This window comes from Rhodococcus sp. B50 (genome assembly GCF_013602415.1).
GTDB lineage: Bacteria > Actinomycetota > Actinomycetes > Mycobacteriales > Mycobacteriaceae > Rhodococcus.
This window is the reverse complement of sequence record NZ_WPAG02000002.1, coordinates 2230165-2251987: the sequence shown is the minus strand read 5'-3', so window position 1 is coordinate 2251987 and position 21823 is coordinate 2230165. Positions and strand designations below refer to the sequence as shown.

14 protein-coding genes and 1 pseudogene are annotated in these 21823 nt (G+C 65.9%); 4 read left to right on the top strand and 11 right to left on the bottom strand.

Going from position 1 to position 21823, the window contains the following annotated elements; genetic code table 11:
• The first annotated feature begins 35 nt into the window (after positions 1-35).
• Positions 36-1889, top strand: a complete 1854-nt coding sequence (locus GON09_RS10590; protein ID WP_213931758.1) for a TerD family protein — start codon at positions 36-38, stop codon at positions 1887-1889.
• A 68-nt stretch (positions 1890-1957) separates the two neighbouring features.
• On the opposite strand, the gene GON09_RS10585 is transcribed toward GON09_RS10590, so the two are convergent.
• From GON09_RS10585 to GON09_RS10565, 5 genes and pseudogenes are all read right to left on the bottom strand, one after another.
• Positions 1958-2254 carry a hypothetical protein gene (locus GON09_RS10585; RefSeq protein ID WP_244865481.1) on the bottom strand — a complete coding sequence of 99 codons (297 nt, stop codon included), beginning with the start codon at positions 2252-2254 and terminating at the stop codon, positions 1958-1960.
• A gap of 90 nt (positions 2255-2344) precedes the next feature.
• Positions 2345-2932, bottom strand: coding sequence for a DUF3558 domain-containing protein (locus GON09_RS10580; RefSeq protein WP_213931756.1), 588 nt, complete (start codon positions 2930-2932; stop codon positions 2345-2347).
• A gap of 283 nt (positions 2933-3215) precedes the next feature.
• A pseudogene (locus GON09_RS10575) lies at positions 3216-3574 on the bottom strand (hypothetical protein).
• A 14-nt stretch (positions 3575-3588) separates the two neighbouring features.
• Positions 3589-4176 carry a DUF3558 domain-containing protein gene (locus GON09_RS10570; protein ID WP_213931754.1) on the bottom strand — a complete coding sequence of 196 codons (588 nt, stop codon included), beginning with the start codon at positions 4174-4176 and terminating at the stop codon, positions 3589-3591.
• Positions 4177-4337: 161 nt separating this feature from the next.
• A complete protein-coding gene (locus GON09_RS10565) occupies positions 4338-4769 on the bottom strand; it encodes a hypothetical protein (RefSeq protein WP_213931753.1) in 432 nt (143 codons plus the stop codon).
• Between the two features lie 555 nt (positions 4770-5324).
• On the opposite strand from GON09_RS10565, the gene GON09_RS10560 reads away from it, so the two are divergent.
• The gene (locus tag GON09_RS10560; RefSeq protein WP_213931752.1) at positions 5325-8120 is read left to right on the top strand and encodes an aconitate hydratase; all 2796 of its coding nucleotides are present in this window, start codon (positions 5325-5327) and stop codon (positions 8118-8120) included.
• A gap of 22 nt (positions 8121-8142) precedes the next feature.
• On the opposite strand, the gene GON09_RS10555 is transcribed toward GON09_RS10560, so the two are convergent.
• Complete coding sequence (locus GON09_RS10555) at positions 8143-9054, bottom strand: LysR family transcriptional regulator (protein WP_016934079.1); 912 nt, start codon at positions 9052-9054, stop codon at positions 8143-8145.
• 175 nt (positions 9055-9229) lie between these two features.
• On the opposite strand from GON09_RS10555, the gene GON09_RS10550 reads away from it, so the two are divergent.
• On the top strand, positions 9230-10435 hold the full coding sequence (locus GON09_RS10550) for a Glu/Leu/Phe/Val dehydrogenase dimerization domain-containing protein (protein WP_213931751.1): 1206 nt from the start codon (positions 9230-9232) through the stop codon (positions 10433-10435).
• Between the two features lie 214 nt (positions 10436-10649).
• Positions 10650-14993: an AAA domain-containing protein gene (locus tag GON09_RS10545; RefSeq protein ID WP_213934397.1), complete on the top strand. Its 4344-nt coding sequence runs from the start codon at positions 10650-10652 to the stop codon at positions 14991-14993.
• Positions 14994-15043: 50 nt separating this feature from the next.
• Here GON09_RS10545 and GON09_RS10540 read toward each other — a convergent pair whose 3' ends face one another.
• The 5 genes from GON09_RS10540 to GON09_RS10520 form a co-directional block, all read right to left on the bottom strand.
• Complete coding sequence (locus tag GON09_RS10540; protein WP_213931750.1) at positions 15044-16033, bottom strand: linear amide C-N hydrolase; 990 nt, start codon at positions 16031-16033, stop codon at positions 15044-15046.
• 181 nt (positions 16034-16214) lie between these two features.
• Entirely contained in the window at positions 16215-17951 is a 1737-nt protein-coding gene (locus GON09_RS10535) for an alpha/beta hydrolase (protein WP_213931749.1), read from the bottom strand.
• Positions 17952-18060: 109 nt separating this feature from the next.
• Positions 18061-19779: an alpha/beta hydrolase gene (locus GON09_RS10530; RefSeq protein ID WP_213931748.1), complete on the bottom strand. Its 1719-nt coding sequence runs from the start codon at positions 19777-19779 to the stop codon at positions 18061-18063.
• Positions 19780-20084: 305 nt separating this feature from the next.
• Positions 20085-20525, bottom strand: coding sequence for a hypothetical protein (locus GON09_RS10525; protein ID WP_213931747.1), 441 nt, complete (start codon positions 20523-20525; stop codon positions 20085-20087).
• Positions 20506-21507 (bottom strand): hypothetical protein, encoded by a 1002-nt coding sequence (locus GON09_RS10520; RefSeq protein ID WP_213931746.1) that lies wholly within the window; start codon positions 21505-21507, stop codon positions 20506-20508. Before GON09_RS10520 ends, GON09_RS10525 begins: the two co-directional genes overlap by 20 nt.
• Between the last annotated feature and the right edge of the window lie 316 nt (positions 21508-21823).

The following is a 21823-nucleotide window of genomic DNA, read 5'->3' as shown; positions in this document are numbered from 1 at the left end:
GGGCGGTTTCGATCCTGTCGGTAGACGGGTTAAGAATGTCCGATTGTGGTGGTTCTCGTCGGGGGACGAAGCGATCGGAGGAGTACGTGATCGAAGTGCACGCACCCGCGGAGGGAGTCGTGACGTTGCCCCGCGACCATCGATGGGTGGTGGTCGACGTCGAGACCTCGGGTGTGCGGTCCAACGCCCATCGGGTCCTGAGCGTGGCTGCCCTCGTGTTGCGCGAGGACGGCTCTGTCGAGCAGGAGTTCTCGACCCTCGTCGGCCCCGGCTGCAACCCGGGGCCGGTGCACGTCCACAACCTCACGCGGGAGCGCCTCGCCGGGTCGCCGCGCTTCGAGGACATCGCCGGTGAACTCGCCGGGATTCTCGACGGCGCCACGATCGTCGCCCACAACGCGTCGTTCGACTACGGATTCCTCGACGCCGAGTTCCGTCGGGCCGGCACCTCGCTGCCGGCGGAGCACCGTCTGTGCACGCTCGCGTTGTCGCGCCGGCTCGAACTCGACGTCCCCGACTTCCGATTGGCGACCCTCGCACAGCACTGGCAGGTCCAGCAACTCCAAGAGCACGACGCGTACGACGACGCGCGCGTCCTGTCCGAGATCTTCCTGCGCAGCGCGGCCATGGCCGACAACCTGCAGTTGCCGTTGCCCGTCGTCAACTGCCGCAGCCGCAAATCGGTGTATCCCGCATCCGTTCCGCGGGTCGCGTGCCAGTGGAAGAACCCGGGTCGCCTCGGCGACGACGGGCTCGTCCAAGGCATGAAGGTCGTGATCAGCGGCTCCACCGTCACTCCGCGTGTCGCACTCGCGAACCGGCTGACCGACGCCGGACTCGACGTGATGAACAACGCGAGCAGGCAGACCAGCGTCGTGGTGTGCAACGACCCGGCCGTGCAGACCGCCAAGGTCCGCAAGGCGATGGCCGAAGGCATTCCGGTGATCAGCGAACAACAGCTCGAGGAGCTGTTGACGCGGGTGAGGCCGGGCGAACCGAAGGTCGCGACCGTCGTCGACATCATCCCGCCACCGGAACCGCAGGTCGCGGTGGTGCCTCAGGTCCGGCCGCCGACCGGGCGGAAGCCCAAGCTGTGGACCGGACGCAAGGTGCTGTTGCTCGGCGGCACGCATCTGCAGGCCGTCATGATGCGCTCGCGCCTCACCCAGCTCGGTGCCCGTCCGGCCCTCAACTTCACGGCCGCCGTCACGGACGTGCTGGTCCTCGACGGGGGAGAGGCCGACAAGCGGATGACACGGGTCGCGGCACGTGAGCTGCCCGTCCTGCGACCCGACGACGTCGATGCCGCAGTGGAGAACGGAGTGGTGCCCCCGCATATGCGGGTGGAGTCACGGCTCACCGCGCCGGTGCTGTCCCGCGGTGAAGTGATCGACCTGCCGTCCGACAGTCACCGCTGGGCCGTGAACGTCGCCTGGAAGGCCGAAGCTGTCGGCGACGAATTCGACCTCGACATCGTCGCCTTCCTGCTCGGCGCCGACGAGAAGGTCGACACCGACGACGACTTCGTCTTCTACAACAATCCGCTCTACGACGACGGCGTCGTCGAACTGACCATCGATGGTTCGAGTGAGCACTGCATCCGCGTCGACCTCGCGGAACTTCCCGCCGAATGCGAACGCATCGCCATCGCGGCGGCCATCGACGGCAACCGCACCTTCGGCGAACTCGGCGCGGTATCGGTCGCGGTCGACAGTGAGACCGGCACCGCCGCGACCTTCGTGCTCGACGCCGGCACCACCGAACGCACCATGGTGCTCGCCGAGATCTACCGCCGAGCCGGCAAGTGGCGGCTGCGCGCGGTGGGGCAGGGGTACGACGACGACCTCGCGGCCCTCGCACGCCGGTACGGGGTGGATGTCGATGACTGATCTCTGAACCGTAGTTCGGGCGAAGATCAACCGAACGCTGCGGAGCGCGAAATGGTCATCGGTGCGCGTTATTGCGCGCTCTGATGACCATTTCCCGCTCCGTTGTCGGGGTCGGTGGTGGCGAGTTGGCGGGCCCAGTCGGATTCGGTGTCGAGGAAGGCTTCTCCACCGGTGGCGAAGGCGTCGCGGAGTTGGGTTAGGGCATCGATGAACTGCTGCATGCGTTCGCTCGCTGATTGTGGCGTTCCAGCACCCTTGCGGCGAAATCCCGCAGCAAGCTGTTTGGCGGACTCGAAATCTCCGAATCCACGCACATCGTAGAGGCCGTCGGCGAGCGTCTTGGATTCTCGGAGTTCGTCCAGCATCACCTCGCAGATTCGAAGTATCTCCGCGACCACAGCCGGTTCCAGCCGTACGAATGGCGACGACATGATGTCTCCTGACGATTCGACAGTTCAATCAGTGACGTATGGCTCGATCGAAGACACCAATTCCTCGAAGTCGGTGCACCACTCTTTGATCGGCGGGCCCCCGGGGTAATCCGGGTGGTAAAGCCTGTTCAAGATGACGGCCCCGAAGTTCGTCTGCAACAGGTAGCTGCACGTGAGGGTTCGATCGGGATCGACCCTCACCGCAGCAGGACGACCATTGACGGTCGTCGGCGTCGCTCCGGCCGGATTCTCCGCAAGCTGCTCGTCGAGAGAAACGTTTCCCGACAACAAAGTGAGGTCGTAGCGAGCCAGCACTCCCGGGATCTTGATAGTGCCTTTGTATCGGCACCCCAAGTAGGTGTACGTCCCCATCGGTATGTCCGCGAACTTCTTCTTCGCCGCGTCGTACCCGGCCGCGTTCATGACGTCGTCGGGGATGTCGTAGCAGGGATCGAAGGTGACCGGTGGTCTGCCCGAGTCGTCGGTGATGCGTGGGGTGCGGGTAGTCGGAGGGGACGCTGCGTCGCTCGTGGTCGGCTCTGCCGAACCCGGACTGCACGCCGGCGCCACTACCGCGAGTGCTGCGAGCGCGACGATTCCCCACTTACCCATGCGACCCCCGGTTCGATTTGTCGGCAGACGCTAGCACAGCGGTCCGGCCGGGCGCTCCGTCGCGCGAAGTGGTCACAAGAACGCGTTGTTGTGCGCTCCCTACGACCGCTTCCCGCATCCGCTCGCGAAATTGCTATGTGCACGCGCCGCAGCCGCAGCGGATGGCGAACCGGCGAGCGGATGGAGGTCACATCCCTTGTTCCCCTTGTTCATTCGGCCCCGCCGATGGTCCGCCGGACGCCAACCCAAACGCTCAGACGCGCGAAGCGGTCATCGGTGCGCGTTATTGCGCGCTCTGATGACGGTTTCCCGCTCCGTTGTCGGGTCGGTGGAGGCGAGTTGACGTGCCCAGTCGGATTCGGTGTCGAGGAAGGCTTCTCCGCCGGTGGCGAAGGCGTCGCGGAGTTGGGTGAGGGCGTCGATGAATTGTTCGACGCGCTCTCTGGCTGACTCGGGCGTTCCTGCGGCTTTGCGACGGTAGCCAGCGGCGAGTTGCTGAGCGGAGTCGAAGTCGCCGAAGCCGCGTGCTTCGGTCAGTCTTGTGGTTGTCAACCGCGAGTTTTCGAACTCGGCAAGCATGGTGTCGCAGATCCTCAGAATTTCATTGATGACATAAGGTTCGAGCCTGCTGAAGTCCGACATGGCTTCCCTTCTGATCAGTTGCGAACGTATGGTTCGATCGAGGCGACGAACTCCTCCATCCCTACGCACCATTCCTCCTGCGGGACAGGGCCAGGGCGATCCTTGTAGTAGAGCCGGATAAGGAATATGACTCCAAATTCGGTCTGGAGTGTGTACTTACATGAATCCTTGGTGTCGGGATCCAATTGCCGGAGCGCAGGTCGGCCGTTGATGCTCGTGTGAGTTGCTACATGCCCGTTCTTCTTCAACTCTTCGTCGAGGCTGACGTTCCCCGACAAGATATTCAACCCATATCCTCGCCTGACACCGGGGACGAGATCATCCTTCCGATACGTGCATCCGAGGAACGTGTACGTCCCCATCGGCATGTCCGCGACTTCCTTCTTCGCCGCGTCGTACCCGGCCGCGTTCATGACGTCGTCGGGTATGTCGTAGCAGGGGTCGAAGGTGACGGGCGGACGGCCGGAGTCGTCGGTGATGCGGGGGGTGCGGGTCGTCGACGTGGTTGCCTCGTCGTTTGTGAGGTCATCCGCGGCGCTCGGACTGCACGCCGTCATCACTGCCGCCACTGCTGCGAGCGCGATGATTCCCCACTTACCCATGCGACCCCCCGATCGATTGTCGGGCAGACGCTAACACAAAGCAGGCGAGGGGTGATGAGGGCTGATTCGTCGTACACGAACGCTCTCGGCTTCCAGGAAGCCGAGAGCGTTCGGTTACCTCCTCGACCCGACTATCGGTTCGCGAGGGTCAATGCTGACGGTCAGTACGCAAAGGCGTAGTTGTATCCGCCGTAGCTGCTATGGCTTTCGTCCCGTGCAACCAGGGTGTAGTTCGGCGGCGCACCGGTGCTACCCGAGAACAGCGGGTAGGAGACCGAGTAGACGGCGGCGTAGACGTAGTGCGCACGCTCGTTCTTGATCAGAGCAGACACATACGAATCGGACTCGATGCCGACCTCGATGACGCCGCAGTAATTGCCGTCCTGCGCCTTGGCGGGCAGGCTGACGATCTTGCTGACCTCGCCGTACCGGTCGTCGTACGAGATCTGGTTGTTGTGCTGGTTGGAGCTGCAGAACACGTACTTCACCGCGCTGCCGGAAACCGTCGCTGCCTGTGCTGCAGGGGCAGTGAGCACGGCGGTGCCCGTAGCGAGAGTTGCCGCAGCAGCGAGCGTTCCGATGAACTTCTTCATTGAATCCAATCCTTGTGTGAATGCTGTCGGTCGAGCGCACCCCGCCCTGGATGTGGGCTGCAGTCCGTATGAGGACGGGGCGGGAGAGTGTGGGACCCGGCGGCTTATGGCCGCGGGTCGTCGACGCCTCCACCAGATCGCGCATTCCGACACAGGGGCCTGCGCAGTGAAATCCGTCCTCGTCGACTCCGGGCAGGCCGAGGATGACGCGGCCGCGAGTCGGCGGGCAGGTTCAATGCGATGTCCGTTCTGTATGGAATGACCGTATGGGTGTCGTGCCTGCCGCCACCTGCGTTACACACAGCACCCCGGACCGAGAGCGCGAAATGGTCATCGGAGCGCGCAACAACGCGCACTGATGACCATTTCGCGCGCCGCTGCTGGCGCCGTAGCGTTGAGTCAGTCCTGCTCCCGTCCTGCGCCGGAACTCGACCGCAGCATCAGCGAGTCGCCCGGTCCGAACGACCATCTGAGCCCGCCCCGTGATTGCCGCGCGGCGGAATGGGCTACCCACCTGGGTAACCACCGGAAACATCGCAGTCGGGAGGCACGTTCATGAGTGACGACAGTTTCGGCGCACGCGACACCCTGAAGGTCGACGACACCGACTATCGGATCTATCGCATCGACAAGGTCCCGGGCTCGGAGCGACTGCCGTACAGCCTCAAGGTCCTGCTGGAGAATCTGCTGCGCACCGAGGACGGGCGTCTCGTCACCCGGGAGCAGATCGAAGCGGTCGCGGGATGGGATCCGAAGTCGACGCACAACCCGGAGATCCAGTTCTCCCCGGCGCGCGTCCTCATGCAGGACTTCACCGGCGTGCCGTGCGTCGTGGACCTCGTCGCGATGCGCGACGCCATGACGCAGCAGGGCGGCGACCCGAAGCGCATCAACCCTCTGATTCCTACCGAACTCGTCATCGACCATTCGGTGATCGCCGATGTCTTCGGCACCGAGGACGCCTTCCGGGTCAACACCGATCTCGAGTTCCAGCGCAATCGTGAACGCTACGAGCTGCTGCGCTGGGCGCAGGGTGCCTTCGACGATTTCAAGGTGGTTCCGCCCGGCACCGGCATCTGCCATCAGGTGAACCTCGAGTACCTGGCCCGCGTGGTCTTCACGCGGGAGGACGGGGACGGCGGGCTCGTCGCCTATCCCGATTCGCTCGTCGGCACCGACTCGCACACCCCCATGGTCAACGGCCTCGGCGTGGTCGGCTGGGGTGTAGGTGGTATCGAAGCCGAAGCGGCGATGCTGGGCCAGCCCGCGTCGATGTTGATCCCGCAGGTCGTCGGCTTCAAGCTCACCGGCGAGCTGACGGAAGGCACGACGGCGACCGACCTCGTGCTCACCGTCGCCGAGATGCTCCGCAAGACAGGCGTGGTCGGTAAGTTCGTCGAGTTCTTCGGTCCCGGCGTGGCCAACGTGCCGCTCGCCAACCGCGCGACCATCGGCAACATGAGCCCCGAGTACGGCTCGACGATCTCGATCTTCCCGATCGACGACGTCACCCTCGACTACCTGCGCCTCACCGGCCGCGACGACCGGCAGATCCGTCTCGTCGAGGCGTATGCGAAGGAACAGGGTCTGTGGCACGACCCGGATCGCGAGCCCGAGTACAGCGAGGTCGTCGAACTCGATCTGGCGAAGGTCCGCCCGTCCGTCGCCGGCCCGAAGCGACCGCAGGACCGCATTCCCGTCGCGCTCACACCCAAGGCGGTGACCTCGCTGCTCAACGGTGAGGAGGTGCCCGACGTCGTCTCCCGCGTCCAGGATTCGGGTGTCGACGAGGGCGTGCTCGAATCGTTCCCCGCCAGCGACCCGGTGTCGGTGCGCAGCGAGGACTCCCGCGACGAGCCGCGCGAGCCCGTACCCGACGATGCCGATACCTCGGCGCCGCCGTCGAAGAAGGTCCCGGTGCGGATCGGCGACGGCGACGAGTTCGAACTCGACAACGGCCACGTGGTGATCGCGGCGATCACGTCGTGCACGAACACGTCGAACCCGTCGGTGATGATCGGCGCGGCGCTGCTCGCGAAGAAGGCCGTCGAGAAGGGGCTGCGGAGCAAGCCGTGGGTGAAGACCACGCTGGCTCCGGGGTCGCGGATCGTCACCGACTACTACGAACGTTCGGGTCTGACACCGTATCTCGACAAGCTCGGCTTCAATCTCGTCGGCTACGGCTGCACGACCTGCATCGGCAATTCCGGCCCGCTTCCCGACGAGATTGCCGCCGCGATCGACGAGCACGACGTCAACGTCTCGGCCGTGCTGTCGGGCAACCGCAACTTCGAGGGACGCATCCATCCGCAGACGAAGATGAATTTCCTCGCGTCGCCGCCGTTGGTGATCGCGTATGCGCTGGCCGGCTCGATGCTCGTCGACCTCTTCAACGACCCGCTCGGCACCGACACCGAGGGCAACGAGGTCTACCTGCGCGACATCTGGCCCACCACGCAGGAGATCCAGGAGGTCATCGACGACGCGGTGCGTGCGGAGATGTTCGAGACCGGCTACCAGGACGTCTACACGGGCGACGAGACGTGGCGGAATCTCGACGTGCCCGACAGTGAGGTGTTCGAGTGGAAGGACGAGTCGACGTACGTGCGGCGACCTCCGTATTTCGAGGGCATGTCGTCGGAGCCCGACCCGCTGCACGACATCGAGGGCGCGCGGGTGCTCGCGCTGCTCGGCGATTCGGTGACCACCGACCACATCTCGCCGGCCGGGTCGATCCGACGGGACAGCCCCGCCGGTCGCTACCTGCAGGAGCACGGCGTCGACCAGGCCGACTTCAACTCCTACGGTTCGCGACGGGGCAACCACGAGGTGATGATCCGCGGCACCTTCGCCAACATCCGGCTGCGCAACCAGCTCGTGCCGGACGTCGAGGGTGGTGTCACCCGGTATCTGCCGACCGGCGAGCAGATGAGCATCTACGACGCCGCGCAGAAGTACGCGGAGGACGGCACTCCGCTGGTCGTGCTCGCGGGCGCGGAGTACGGGTCGGGTTCGTCGCGTGACTGGGCGGCGAAGGGCACGCTGCTGCTGGGTGTGCGCGCGGTGATCGCGCAGTCGTACGAGCGTATCCACCGCTCCAATCTCATCGGCATGGGCGTGCTGCCGCTGCAGTTCCCGGAGGGCGAATCGGCGCAGAGTCTCGGCCTGACGGGGGAGGAGGAGTTCACCATCACCGGTCTGGAGGGCGGCAACGAGATTCCCGAGACCGTGCACGTGAAGGCGGGGGACACGGAGTTCGACGCGACGGTGCGCATCGACACCCCCGCCGAGGCCGAGTACTTCCGACACGGCGGAATCTTGAAGTACGTGCTGCGTCAGCTCGCGCAGTGACAACAGAAGCGGGGGCTCGTGGCTACTGGGCCGCGAGCCCCCGTTCCGCTGCGGCGGTGCGTACGGCGTCGATGACCAGCCGCAGCGGGGGCCGTTCCGCAGCGATCCCGCGATGGGCGATGGAGATCGTGCGAATGAGCGGTTCGGTCAACGCCACCACTTCGACTCCGGGTGGGCTCAACGTCAATCCGAGATCGGAGACGAGGGTGACGCCCAGCCCCGCGGCGACCATCGACAGTGCTGTCGCCTGCTCACCGACTTCGTGGTTGATCCTGGGCTCGAACCCCGCGCGCTGACACGCGAGGCTCACCGCGCGACCGAAATGAGAGTGGGGCCCAGCGAGAACCCAGGGGTGCTCGGCGAGGTCGGCGAGTGCGATGGTGCCTGCCGGCACCGTCCCGGGTGGCACCGCGGCGTGCAGTCGCTCGACCGCGATCACCACCCTCGTCAGCTCCGGATCCCACAGCATCGGGTAGCCGGAGTATTCGATGACGAAGGAGAAGTCGAGGGAACCGTCGCGGACGGCGTCGGCGGTCTCTTCGGGTGTGAGCTCTCGCGTCCGGACCTCGATGCCGGGGTGTTCGGCGGCCAGCAGCGCCAGTGCAGTGGGTATCAGCGTGGACGCGACGGACGCCCACACGCCGGCTGTGAGGCGCGCGGTGACACCGTCGCGTGTCCGTTCGAGTGCGGTCGTCGCGCGCTCCACCGACTGCAGGATCTCTTCGGCATGCTCGGCGAGCAGTACACCGGCTTCGGTCAACTGGACCCGACGCCCCCGGCGTTCGAAAAGCCTTGCGCCGACATCCCGTTCGAGTTGGGTGAGCTGTTGCGAGACCGCCGAGGTGGTGTAGTGCAGGGCGAGCGCGGCGGCCGTCACGGTGCCACGGCGATGCAGTTCTCGAAGCATCCGTAACCGGCGCAGCGACAGCTCCATGTCGTCAGCGTAGGTAACGCACACAGGCTCGCAACCGCTGCGACATCGCGCTGTGTAGAAATCGTGAACTCTCACCTTCGAGTTTCGTAACTGGACGCTCCGCGCTACCCCCGGGCACGCTGGCGTCACCGGCCGAATCGCCGTAGCGACGACTCTGACGAACGGGGGACCGCACATGACCACGATGGCAGCACGCGTCGACGCGGTGGACACCCGCCAGGACGAACCTTTCATGCGCCTGATCTGGACGGACCCGGTGACGGGTGCGCACGGCTATCTCGTCGTCCACACCCTGGTGGGTGATATGGCGACCGGCGGCACACGCATGCGGGCCGGCTGCACGATGTCGGAGGTCGAGGATCTGGCGCGAGGAATGGCGGCCAAGACCGCGGTGTTCGACCTGCCGGTGGGCGGCGCGAAGGGCGGGATCGACTTCGACCCGAAGGATCCCCGTGCCGTCGGCGTGCTGCAGCGGTTCTGCCAGGCGATGCGTCCGTGGCTGAACGCGCATTGGGTCACGGCCGAGGACCTGGGTGTTCCCCAGCATCTTCTCGACGAGGTCTTCGAGCGGCTTGGCCTGCACCAGTCGTTCCATGCCGCGATCTGCCGCGCGGCGGATCCGGCGATCACCCTGGACCGGGTGCGGATGTCCCTGAACGCGCCGGTCGACGGCGGTTTCCTGCTGGGCGACGTGATCGGTGGTTACGGCGTTGCGCAGGCCTGCATCGCCACCGCGAACGCGTTCCGATGGATGCCGGCCGAGACCACCGTCGCGATCCAGGGAATCGGCACGATGGGTGGTGGCGCCGCCTGGTATCTGCACGAAGCGGGTATGCGCGTGACCGCCGTCGCCGATGCCGCCGGAACACTGTATTGCCGTGAAGGGCTGGATATCCCGCTATTGCTCGACCTGCGGGACGAATACGGGGAGATCGACCGATCCTGCGTTCCGTCGAATGTCGAGCAACTTCCGCGCGACGCGGTGATCGGCATTCCTGCCCACATCTTCGTTCCCGCTGCCATCTCCTACGCCATCACGGCGGAGAACGTCGGGCGGGTCGCCGGGCGGGTCGTGGTCGAGGCCGCGAACTCCGCGACGACTCCTGACGCCGAAGCCGTGCTCACCGGTCGCGGCATCCCGGTCATCCCGGATTTCGTCGCCAACGCCGGCGCGGTCGCGTGGGCGTGGTGGGTGCTGCTCGGGTGGGTGGGAACCGACCCGGAGGAGTCGTTCCGGCGCCTGCGTACCGAGATGCCGACCAAGATCACGCTGCTGGTCGAACGCTGGGCGCTGGATCGGGTGCCGCCGCGGCAGACGGCACGCCAACTCGGCGCGACCAACCACGCGCCGACGGCCTCGCGCACCATCACCATCCCCTGACCCTTCCAGCTCATCCTGTTACCGCAGGTCAGAGCCTCGACGACGAGGATCGACGGAAACGACGGCCGGCGTCGTCCGGGTCCGGAAACGCGCATGTCGATCAAGACTTCTAAGGTGGACATACCCGTCCCCGTGGACGGGCGGAAGGACGTCCGCAAGGGTGAGTGGAGAGCGCGTGGAGTCAGGCGAGAGCGAACCCCAGCTGAGGGATCGCGTGCAACGTCTGCTCGCCTTCCTTGCCGAGCTCGTCAAGGCCCGCAGCGCGCCCGTCCGCGTCGTCGACAAACACCGTGCCGTGATGTCCCTCGAGGAAGGAAACATCAGGGCCGGTCTGCGAGCCCATGCCGCCTCGGGCGACGTCATCCTGCGTGCGCGTCGCGCTCAGCTCGAAGAACCTCCGCGTCCGCCCGCAGAGCTCGCGAAGTACGTGCACGGGGACATCGCGGATTCCGCCGTCGAGCCCGAACTCGACCCGCAGGCCACCGGCATCGACGGTCTCGACGCCTGGCTGACGGATTGGCGGGCATGGGCGGTCGTCGACCGTGAGCGTCAGGCCGCCTCGCATCTGTACAGCTTTCTGCAGCGAGCGATGCTCGACCTCGAAGATCAGCCGGAATCGCTCGAGCTCGTCGTCGCGTCCGGGTTGCTGCACCTCTCCGAGGGCGTTGCGGGCGCGCGGGTCCACACGCACCTGATCACGCAAGCCGCGCTCATCGAGCGACAGGGCGACTCCGGCGACCTGGTGGTCCGGCTGAGCCCCAACGCCGGGCCGGCGCTGGAGGACGTCCAGCTCCTCACCGGGCTGGAGGTCTTCGATCCGACGAGTGTCCGCGAACTGCACGACGCCCTCGTCACCCAGGTCGCGTCGCCCCTCGACCCCGCCGCCCGCGTGTTCTCGAAGAGCTGGGCCGAGCGTGCGCTCACCGTGCCTGTCGACGTCGTCGAGCGTGCGGACGAAGCATCGTCGTCCGATGCCTTCGTGACGCCGTCGCCCGTACTCGTGCTGCGCAAGCGCGGCGCCCACTCGCTCATCGAGTACTACAACCGCATGACCGAGGCCGCCGCCGACGAGTCGAACCCGGTGCCACTCGGGTTGGCGCAGCTCGTCGAAGCCATCGAGCCGGCCGACCGGGTCGCATGGCTCGACCGCATCGGCACGCCGTCGAGCGAGTTCACGGGCGAGCAGTTGATGCCGCTGCCCGCGAACGAAGAGCAGCGCGACATCATCGACCGGCTCGCCGGCGACAGCGGTGTCGTGGTCGAAGGCCCACCGGGCACGGGCAAGACCCACACCATCGCCAACATCGTGGCGGCGTTGCTCGCACGGGGCCAGCGCGTGCTGGTCACCAGTGAGAAGGCGCAAGCCCTGCGTGTACTCCGCGAGAAGCTCCCGTCCGAACTGCAGGAACTCTGCGTGGCCGTCACCGACCCGGTGCACGGCGGCACGGTAGAGCTCACCCGTAGCGTCAGCGAAATCGCCATCCGCAAGGCGCAATTCAACGTGCGGCGCGCACAGGAGCGCATCGATGAACTCACCACGCAGCGCAACGACGCACTGGAGCGTCGCGCGACGCTGATGGAACAGATCCGGCAGGCGCGCGCGGAGGAAACCGAGGTCCACGCCGACGTCGCCGCCGGTTACGAGGGGACGGCCGCGTCGATCGTCCGGCGGGTCCGCGCGCACGAAGCCAAGTACGCGTGGTTGCCGGCGCCTCTGCTCACCGACACCCCACCGCTGACCGTCGACGAGCTGGTCACGCTCCACTCGTTGCATCAACGGTCGAGCGTCGAGCGCGCGCGCCGTCGCCAGCAGCGCTTCCCCGAACTGTCCCTGCCCACCCAGAGGGAACTGCAGTACGCGTGCGCCGCCGTCTCCCAGGCATCGAGCGGCACCACCAACGGTGAGACGCAGGGCCTGCTGCGGGTTCTCGAGAGTGCGTCGCTCGAAGCACTCGGCCGCATCCGCGACCTGTGCGAGCAGCTGCAGGGTGCCCTCGAGGACGCGGACCGGCTCGACGCGCGGATCCAGCGCGTCGCCGATGACGTCCTGTCGGGCCGGGCCCAGCATCTGTGGGGGAAGACCGCCGAACTCGCTGAGCTCGTGCAGGCCGCGCAGGAGGCCGACCGGATCATCGGTGCCGGCTCGGTGGAGACCGCCGTGACGGGACGGCAGGCCTTCGAGGCGTACGACGCTCTCGCGCGCAAGCTGGAGGCGGGCGACACCTGGCGCAGCGGTTTCACCCGCTTCCGGCGCAGCGACGAGCAATCCGCCGTCGAGGCACTCGGTGAACTCGCGACCGTCGACGGCGTCGCGGCCACCACCGCCCAGACCGCGCGCATCGTCGCCGAGCACCTTCGTGCGCTCGAAGCGATCCGGGTCGCGCGCGTCGTGCTCCGCGATCTCGGCATCGATATCGAGCTCGACGAGTCGCGCAGTCGTGCGGTCGGCACCCTCGTATTCCTCGACCGGGACCGCGCCATCGTCGACAATCTGGTGGCACGTGTGCACGACGTCGAATCGGCACTGCGCGAGGTCCATCCGGGTGCGCCGCGGATCACGAGCATCGAGCAGGCGCGCTCCACTGCGGAGTCGGCACGGACCATCGCCGCAGCGGGCACCGCGGAAGCGAGCAAGAACTGGCTCGAATCCATCGGCATGTACGTGCGGAGCCAGATCTCCGGGGGAGCGTCGCCCGAAGGACGCGCGCTGGCACGGGCCTTCCACGACGCCGACTTCGACGCCATCAATGCGGCCTTGGATGCGTGGGACCGAGCGGCGGGGGAGCAACGCGAGGAGCTGGAACTCGTCTCCCTCCACGCGCGCCTGACCACCGCTGCACCCGCGCTCGCGCAGGCCCTCGCCGAGAATCCGTTGAGCCTGGCGTGGCCGGTTCGCCTCGCAGACGTCGAGGAGGCGTGGGCGTGGCGACGCGCAGACGAATGGGTGCGGCGCTTCCAGGAGCGAAACGACGACGGGCAGTTCGAACGCGAACTCGATGCCGTCGAGAAGGACCTCGCGCGTCTCACGACCGAGCTCGTCGAGGAGAAGGCGTGGAGCGCGTGTCTCGACCGCACCACCGCCGAGCAGGTGCAGGCGCTCCATTCGTACCGCGATCACGTCGCGAGTATCGGTAAGGGAACCGGGCGCTACGCGGAACGTTATCGAGCGGCCGCGCGTGAGGCCATGCAGGTCGCACAGGGTGCGGTGCCGGCCTGGGTGATGCCGCTGCAACAGGTGCTGGCTTCGATTCCGCCCGAACAGAATTCGTTCGACGTCGTGATCGTCGACGAAGCGAGCCAGACCGACATCAGCAGCCTGTTCCTGCTGTGGTTGGCGCCGCGCGTGATCATCGTCGGCGACGACAAGCAGTGTGCACCGAGTGCGGTGTCGCTGGGTGCGCTCGACGGCGTGTTCAGCCGCCTCGACTCGTATCTGCCCGACATCCCGAACTACCTGCGCGACAGCTTCACTCCGCGGTCCAGCCTGTTCTCGTTGCTGCGGTCGAGGTTCGGCAGCATCGTCCGGTTGCGCGAGCACTTCCGGTCGATGCCGGAGATCATCGCGTGGTCGAGCGACCAGTTCTACGCCGACGATCCGTTGGTTCCCATGCGGCAGTACGGCTCCGATCGTCTGCAGCCGTTGCGCACCACGCTCGTCGAGGACGCGGCCGTCACCGGCCAGAACTCGACGCTGACGAACTACGCCGAGGCACATGCCCTGGTCGACACGCTCGTGAAGTGCGTCGAGGATCCCGCCTACGACGGCAAGACCTTCGGTGTGGTGGTGCTGCAGGGGCAGCTGCAGGTCGACATCATCCAGAACGAGCTGCTGGACCGGCTCACCCCGGAGCAGTGGGAGGAACGCAGGCTCCGCGTCGGCACGCCCCCGGACTTCCAGGGCGACGAACGGAACGTGGTGTTCCTGTCGATGGTCGTGGCGCCCGAACAGAACATCGCGGCGTTGACGCGGACCGAATACCAACGGCGGTTCAACGTGGCGGCCTCGCGTGCCCAGGACCAGCTGTGGCTGTTCCACTCGAGGACGATCGACACGCTGCGCCGCACCGACCTGCGGTACTCGCTGCTCGCCCACATGCGGACGACGTCCCCGCGCCCGGCCGAGCCGATGCCCGACGGCGTGATGCGCGACGAGCGGCACGAGGCATTCGACAGACTCTTCCAACAGGACGTCTTCCTGGACATCGCTACTCGCGGCTATCACGTGAACCCGCGGGTCGAGGTGAACGGCCACTTCATCGATCTCGTCGTGACCGGGGCAGCAGGCAAGCTGGCCGTCGCCTGCGACGACGAGCAGTGGCACACGAGCCCCGACCGGCAGAACGCCGATCTGGAGCGGGAGCGCGAACTGCACCGCAGCGGCTGGAAGTTCTGGCGGGTCCGGGAATCTGAGTACTACCTCGACCCGGTCGCCGCCCTGTCAGGACTGTGGGAGGAGCTGGAACGTCGCGGGATCGCGCCGGGCCGGATGGATGCAACGGTCGTCGGTGAGATCGCCGATCCGGGTACGCGATTGATGGCGGGAATGGACGACTACTGAAACGACTGGGCCGCCCCAGCGTTCGCGGTGGCCATCGGATAGAGAAAGATCTATGACGGCATAGCGATGAACGTCAACGGATCCGACTTCTCGAATCGGCCGCTGACATTGCCCGCGAGACCACCTTCGAGTGCCGTGTCGCCCAGGAGGTCGAGCTTGCCCGCCGGTGCGCCTTCCGAGAGGTCGAGATCGCTCAGGTCGATCCACACGATGTTGGGGCGCGTCGTCGATTCGAACACGTAACGCTTCTCGGCGAGGTCGGCCACCGTCTGCCAGATCGTCTGCGAAGCATACGGTTTTCCGGGTTCGGGTACGCGGAACGGCTGCGCGGCATTGCGGATCACGCTGAGAACGCCCGCGATCGCCTGCACTTGGCTCTGCGGTTCCGGAAGGCTGCCGACGTAATGCGCTGCGCGAGCGAACCTGTCGGACGCATTACCGGTGCCGGGGAGTGGTGCCTCACCGCCGAATCCCTTCACCTTCTTCAGCAGTTCCAGCTGTTCGCCGTAGGCGGGGGAGTTCGTCATGACGGCGTAGTCGCGGCTGTGCCAGACCGTCGGTGTGCCGTCGAGGTATTCGATGATCGCGGAGTCGCCGGTCGCGTCGTCGAGTGCGAGATGCACGGCGGGTACCTCACCGGTCGCCGGGTCGCCCAGCGGAACGACCTGCACGCCGGTCTTCTCGATCCAGTCGACGGCCTCGGCGACGGTCGCGAAGTTGTCGAGGAAGTACTGCATCCACACCGCAACGCTGAGCGCGGGTCGGCTCTTGTCGTGGGTGCCGTAGTCCGATTCGGTGAGCCACAGGATGTGCCCACCGAGGCCGGCCTCGTTGAGTCCGTCGACGGTCATCATGTCGTAGGCACCCGCGACCACACTGCCGTACTTCGACGTCCACGAGAGTTGTCCACCGACACCGTCGTCGCGAGTGATACCCCGGGGGAGCGCCCACAGATTGGTGGCGGTTTCGCGGTGGTAATCCATGTTGCGTCCCACGAGCACTCGACCGGACGGGCCGTTCCACACAACTCGTGTGCACATATGCGACACCTTCCCGCGGTAGATCCGCGTCGACGAATTATCGATCCCCGTGAATCGACGTACTCCGGTTCGCATTCCTGTGTCGATTCACAAGCGATATCGAGGTTGTATCACGGGGTGGTGCGAGAAACCTGGAGAAAACTCGATTCGCCGGACTAAGCGGGAGGGTGAATTCTCCTCGTCACTCATCCGACGACAGTGCGTCGAAGACCGCCTTCACGCGCACCTCGTCCTCGATGCCGAGAATGTCCGCCCAGAAGAACCCGGCCTCGGTCGTGTAGGCGTGGCCGTGGCCACCGGGCACTTCGGCGGCGAACACCATGTCAAGCGTGACCTGCCAGAACGTCACGAACGGAATCCACGACATCCCCTTGTCGATGTCGGCGCCGCGCTCCTCGCGCAGCCAGTCCGGGCGGTGCCGGACCAGTTGGGAGGACCACCACACGATCGGATCGCTGGGATGCTGCCAGTACACGATGCGGGGAGATTCCCAGTCGCGCAGGCCGTCGAGTTCGGTGAGGTCGTCGGGTGTCGCAGCGAATCGCACGTTCTGCCCGCCGTAGATGACCGGGAGAATTTCGCGACTTCCCGGATCGCGCGAATCGGTGATACGTCGCCACTGCTCTGTGAAATTCGGTGTGCCCACCCAAAGCGCGCCGTCGGTTCGGGTGATCATGTCCTGCACGCCGGCGAAGGCCGATTGACCTCCGTACGAGCCCAGTGATTCGCCGAAGACGAGCAGCTTCGGCCGGGTTTCCGGATCGAGGACACTCCATCTCGCGTACACCGCCTCGAACAACGCGCGACCTGCATTGCGGGGCGAGACCCGGTCGGCGAGGAAAGCCAGGGGACTGGCGAGAAACGAATACTGCATGGCTGCGATGGCCGAGTTGCCGTCCGAGAGGTATTCCAGGGCGGCGGCGACGTCCTGGTTCACCCAGCCACGACCTGTCGTCGTAGCCACGGCGAGGTACTCGCGCTCGAAGGCGCCTGTGCGGTCGAGTTCGGCAACGACATGGGACGCGAGCACCTCCATCTCGTCGTAGTCCGTGTAGCCGTCGAGATTGTCGAGGGAGCGGTAACCGGCGTAGACCCGGATGGGCATCATCGCGGGTCCACCGGTCACCGCGGTGATCTCCTCCGGAGACGGACCGCCTGCGACGAACGTGCGGCCCTCACGGCCCAGCGAATCCCACGGTTCGAGCGACGCGTCCGACCCGGATCGTTCCGGCGCCTGCGGCTGCTCGACTCCGTCGGCGGTGCCCTCGTCCACGGCCATCGCCGATCCGTTGGCGATACGCGCGATCTCCACCGTCAGCAGGCCTTCCACCGCCCAGAACACGATCAACCCGACCAGCACGACACTCACGATCCGCGCCAACGGCCTCGGCAACACGCGGACGACGAGGCCGGTGACCCACTGCGCCACGCGCCGCAGACCGCGACCGATGATGAGCAGGAGCAGCGCCACGACCACGGAGACGAGCAGGACGCCGGGATAGTCCCAGCTACTGCCGGGTTCCATCCCGACGAGTTCGCGGCTGATGTCCTGCCACCACGAACCGAGGACGAGGAAGGTCGGCACCACCACGACGGCGACCACCGCGAGCAGGTACCAACCGACCTTCTTGACGGTCGCCGACCAGTTCGTCTCGAAGCCGCACTTGCGGACGATCCAGGCGAGGAGCACGCCGATCCCGTAGCCCGTGATGACGCTGATGCCGGTCGCGACGCCCTGCAGGTACCAGGGGCGGGGAAGCAGTGACGGTGACAGCGACCAGCAGTAGAACAGCAGCGCGACGGCGAGGCCGACCGGATGGAACCGTCCCAACCATCGCAGGATCCCGTCCTTCAGCCGAGCCGAGAACGAAGGGGACGGCTCAGGAGGTGCGGGCGGTGTATCGAGGGTCGTGGTCATCGGCGGTCACTTTCGTCGGTACCAGTGCGCAGGAAGGCATGGCGAAGAGACGGAATGCGAAGCCGTAGGGGAGAAACTATCAGAGCCTCGGGCAGCGTGCCGTGTTCGACTACTCGTCCGCGGTGTTCAAATGTCCGACGGCCTCAGCGATCCGCTGCGTGTCGGCGAGCGTCCACCCCTCAGGTGACGTCACCGCGGCCCAGCCGTAGGGGATGAGGTCCTCGTAGTTGTGCCCGTGACCGACGGGTGGCGACGTGCCGACCATGATGTCGGCCGCGACCTGAGCGAAGGTGACGATCGGGTACCACCGCATCGACGGTGAGCGATCCGCACCGGGAGGTTCGGCGAGCCAGTCGGGTCGCTCGAACAGCAGTCCCGGTCCCCACCACACCACCGGATCGGACGCATGCTGCAGATACAGAATCCGCGGGTCGTTCCACGGTCCCTGCTGATCCTCGAGCGTCTGCAGGTCGGAGGCGAACCGCACCGCGACACCGTCCTCGTAGACGGGCAGGACCTCAGGGCTGCCGGGGTCGCGATGGTCGACGATGCTGCGCCACAACTGGTTCGAATTCGGCGGTCCGACGAAGAGCGCGCCGTCGATCTTCCTGCGCATGTCGTCGATGTCGTCGAAGGCCGCCTCGGCAGACTGCGAGCCGAGGCTTTCGCCGTAGACCACGAGCTTCGGTCGCTGCTCCTCCGGCAGTTGCGACCAGCGTTCGTGAACCCCGTTGATCAGTGCGTCGCCGGCTGCCTTGGCGGCGGAACCGTCGACGAGGAAGGAGATCCAGCTCGGCAGGAAGGAGTACTGGATCGCAGCGATTGCAGAGTTGCCGTTGTAGATCATCTCGATCGAGTCGGCGGCGAACGGGTTCACCCAACCGGTGCCGGTGGTGCCGGCGACGACGAGGATCTCGCGTTCCCACGCCTTCGTGCGGTCGAGTTCGTCGAGGATCAACTGCACCTGTTCGTCGGGGGCGCCGTCGGCTTCGAGTCCCGCGTACACCCGTATGGGTTCGAGCGCGGGAGCACCGTTCAGTTCGGTCAGCTCTTCGGCGTCCATCCCGCCTGCGACGAACGTGCGTCCCTGACGACCGAGGCTCTCCCACGACGACGGGGATGCCGGGCTGCCCGACCGCTCGGGAACCTGCGGCTGCTCCACGCCTGGGTCGGTGCTGTTGTTGTCGTCGGCGAACACGATGCGTGCCGCCACAGAGCTGCTCGCGAGCAGCACCTGATCGACGAACACGACCACCGCGAGCACGAGGATCACCGGTGCGAGAACGCCGGCCGCGGCGACCGGAACACGCAGGCGGGTCGCGAGGAACTCCGCGAAGCGTCGTCCGACCCATCGCAATCCGCGTGCAATGTAGAGGAGCGCGGCGAAGATCGCGACGCTCACGAGACCGGTGCGGAGATACGCGAAGCCCGTCGTGGTCTCGATGCCCATGAGCGCGCGGACCTCGTTCTGCCATTCCGCCGCAGCGAGCAGGCTCCCCAGAAGTGTTCCCACCGCGATGAGGGCGACCAGCACTTCGACGATGCGGCGGACCGTATGGCGGCGTCGCCACCATGTGAGACGCGGAGCGATCCATCGCCGAGCGGGAAAGGCGACGAGCACACCGATGCCGTAACCGACGATGCCCGTCACGCCACTGATCAGACCCTGGAAATACCACTCGCGGGGGATGAGGGAGGGACTCAGGCTCCACGCGAAGAAGAGCAGGGCGACGACGAGGCCGACGAAGTCGAGGCCGAAGACGGAGAGGTGGCGTCGGGTGTTTTCACTCGACTCGTCGATTTCGAGGGGGGTGGCGGGAGCGGTCACGGTGCGACAGTAACTAATACGGAACGTGTACGCCGTCTATCGACCCTCCGCGCGATGGGGGTATGTCGGTAGGGCATATCTGCGACTCAGGTAATTTACGCTCGGATCTCAGGCTCCGCCGCCTACCCACGAACTCATCTTTTCAAAGTCGGTGCGCGCCTGGCCCGTCCCCAGACCTTCACCCGTCATCGTCCTCCCCTCGCCCTGAGCTCTCACCTGAGCGGGTAGGTCGACGATGGGATTGGGAATTCACCGATTGGAGTCGCTTTGCGGTCATGGTCGACTGAGAGAGGCAACGAGACGGCTCAGAGATCCCACACCTGATCGGGATCATCGAGCGCCGCGCGAATCTGTCCGAGATCACCGAGGTCGGCTAGGGGAGAGGTCTTGGCGATGTCGACGATCCCTCGCAGGACCTCGCTGATCACTTGTGAATTCTCTTGCTCCAGTGCCTGATCCAGTCGGGAGAACAAGGCATCGAAGGTTGTGCGGCGTTCGGCGAAGGACTGCTCGAAGTAGTCCCTGACGATGGACTCGGCCGACTTGATGCGCTGAACTTCCGCGGTTGCGTAGGTGTGCAGACGGGTGCGTTTCGTTTGTTCGACAGCGTGGATCTCGATGCACTCCTGCGCGGCGGTGACCAGCTGCGAGAGCGCTGCGAAACCGTCGACCGCAGCAATATTGCGTTTCACCGAGCCCAATACCTCGCCCTCGTGCACTTTCCGGTCAGCCTTGTTCGGCGCCACGGTCGTCTCCTTCGGTCATCGGGCGGTACCGCACGGTCAGATTCGCGCTGTTCTCGGTGAGCTCGCCGTGTTCGTCGAGAATGGGAGTCGCGGCGACGTCCCGGACGGCCTTCGACAGCGTGATTGCCTGCTGGAAGCGCGACGCATGTACGCGCGCATCGAAGGGCTCGGACTCGAGTACGTCCAGGGCTGCGACTGCTTTGACGGTCAGTGCGCCGAGCACGGAGCGCAATTCGTCTATGCGGTGGTCGACGGCGGTCAGGAGAGTGTCGGTGGTGCCCAATTCGGCATTCGCAATGTCGATCTTGGCTTGGAACTCGGCTGCTTCGGTGAGTGCCTTCTGGCCTTGCCCCTTGATGACGAATCCGCTGATAAGGAGAGCGGGGCCGATCGTCACCACATTCAGCGCTGCCGCGCCGAGTGCCACACCGCCACCACCGGCGGACAGCGCGCCTCCGCCGAGCCATGCCATTGCGGCGCTCTGCGCGGCTGCTCCCGAGAGACCGGATATGGCGGCCCCTGTGCTTGCGACACCGAAGCTCGTGGCGGCCGCCGATACTGCGGATGCGGTGCCGACACCGGTCGCAACCGATGCCATGGCGCCACCGAGCCAGCCTCCCAGATTCAGATCGAGGCCGTTCGGTCCGTCGACCTGTGTGATGCCGGCTTGGAGACCGTCGGCCAGCAACCGCTCGTTCTCCCGTACCTGCTTCTCGTGTCGACGCAAGAACTCCGCCATGCGGATGACGACGTCGGTCAACGCCTGTTGCTGCTGACCGCCCAGCGTCTCGAGTTGGGCGTTGGTCTTCCCGACGCGCTCCACGATCGCGTCGCGGCGCTTGGTGTACTGCTCGTGGGCCCTGCGCAGTTGGTCCGCGGCCTTCTTGCGGTCGGCGATGCCTTTGCCGCTGAGTGCGACACCGCCGCCGCCCGTCACGGCGCCGATGGCGATCAGCGCAGCCGGAATCAGAGGTAGGACCATGAGCTCTCCTTCGTGTGGTCGGCACAGTGTGCCACTCGACCCGGACAAATCAACCACCGGTCCCGCCTGAATGGCATGGACGGTCGGATGGGGAGGAAAAGGGTCGAATCGTCGAGATCTCAGTGTCCGCAAGGACCAAATCCTCTGCATCGACGGGACCAACTGCGCTCGATATTACGTTGGGGTAACGATCCCATTAGTACTCGTAACGGGCTGTGGGTGTCCCCCGATTGAAGGATCAATAACGCCGATATCTGCCGGGATGTACTCGCTCAGGAATCGGTCCGAAGCTAGCCCCCGAGAGAAGCCTGTGCAG

What these genes read in the sequence shown, in the direction of transcription:
- GON09_RS10590 (WP_213931758.1), top strand. Translation starts at nt 36, where the DNA reads ATGTCCGATTGTGGTGGTTCTCGTCGGGGGACGAAGCGATCGGAGGAG.
- GON09_RS10585 (WP_244865481.1), bottom strand. Translation starts at nt 2,254, where the DNA reads ATGCTGGACGAACTCCGAGAATCCAAGACGCTCGCCGACGGCCTCTAC.
- GON09_RS10580 (WP_213931756.1), bottom strand. Translation starts at nt 2,932, where the DNA reads ATGGGTAAGTGGGGAATCGTCGCGCTCGCAGCACTCGCGGTAGTGGCG.
- GON09_RS10570 (WP_213931754.1), bottom strand. Translation starts at nt 4,176, where the DNA reads ATGGGTAAGTGGGGAATCATCGCGCTCGCAGCAGTGGCGGCAGTGATG.
- GON09_RS10565 (WP_213931753.1), bottom strand. Translation starts at nt 4,769, where the DNA reads ATGAAGAAGTTCATCGGAACGCTCGCTGCTGCGGCAACTCTCGCTACG.
- GON09_RS10560 (WP_213931752.1), top strand. Translation starts at nt 5,325, where the DNA reads ATGAGTGACGACAGTTTCGGCGCACGCGACACCCTGAAGGTCGACGAC.
- GON09_RS10555 (WP_016934079.1), bottom strand. Translation starts at nt 9,054, where the DNA reads ATGGAGCTGTCGCTGCGCCGGTTACGGATGCTTCGAGAACTGCATCGC.
- GON09_RS10550 (WP_213931751.1), top strand. Translation starts at nt 9,230, where the DNA reads ATGACCACGATGGCAGCACGCGTCGACGCGGTGGACACCCGCCAGGAC.
- GON09_RS10540 (WP_213931750.1), bottom strand. Translation starts at nt 16,033, where the DNA reads ATGTGCACACGAGTTGTGTGGAACGGCCCGTCCGGTCGAGTGCTCGTG.
- GON09_RS10535 (WP_213931749.1), bottom strand. Translation starts at nt 17,951, where the DNA reads ATGACCACGACCCTCGATACACCGCCCGCACCTCCTGAGCCGTCCCCT.
- GON09_RS10520 (WP_213931746.1), bottom strand. Translation starts at nt 21,507, where the DNA reads ATGGTCCTACCTCTGATTCCGGCTGCGCTGATCGCCATCGGCGCCGTG.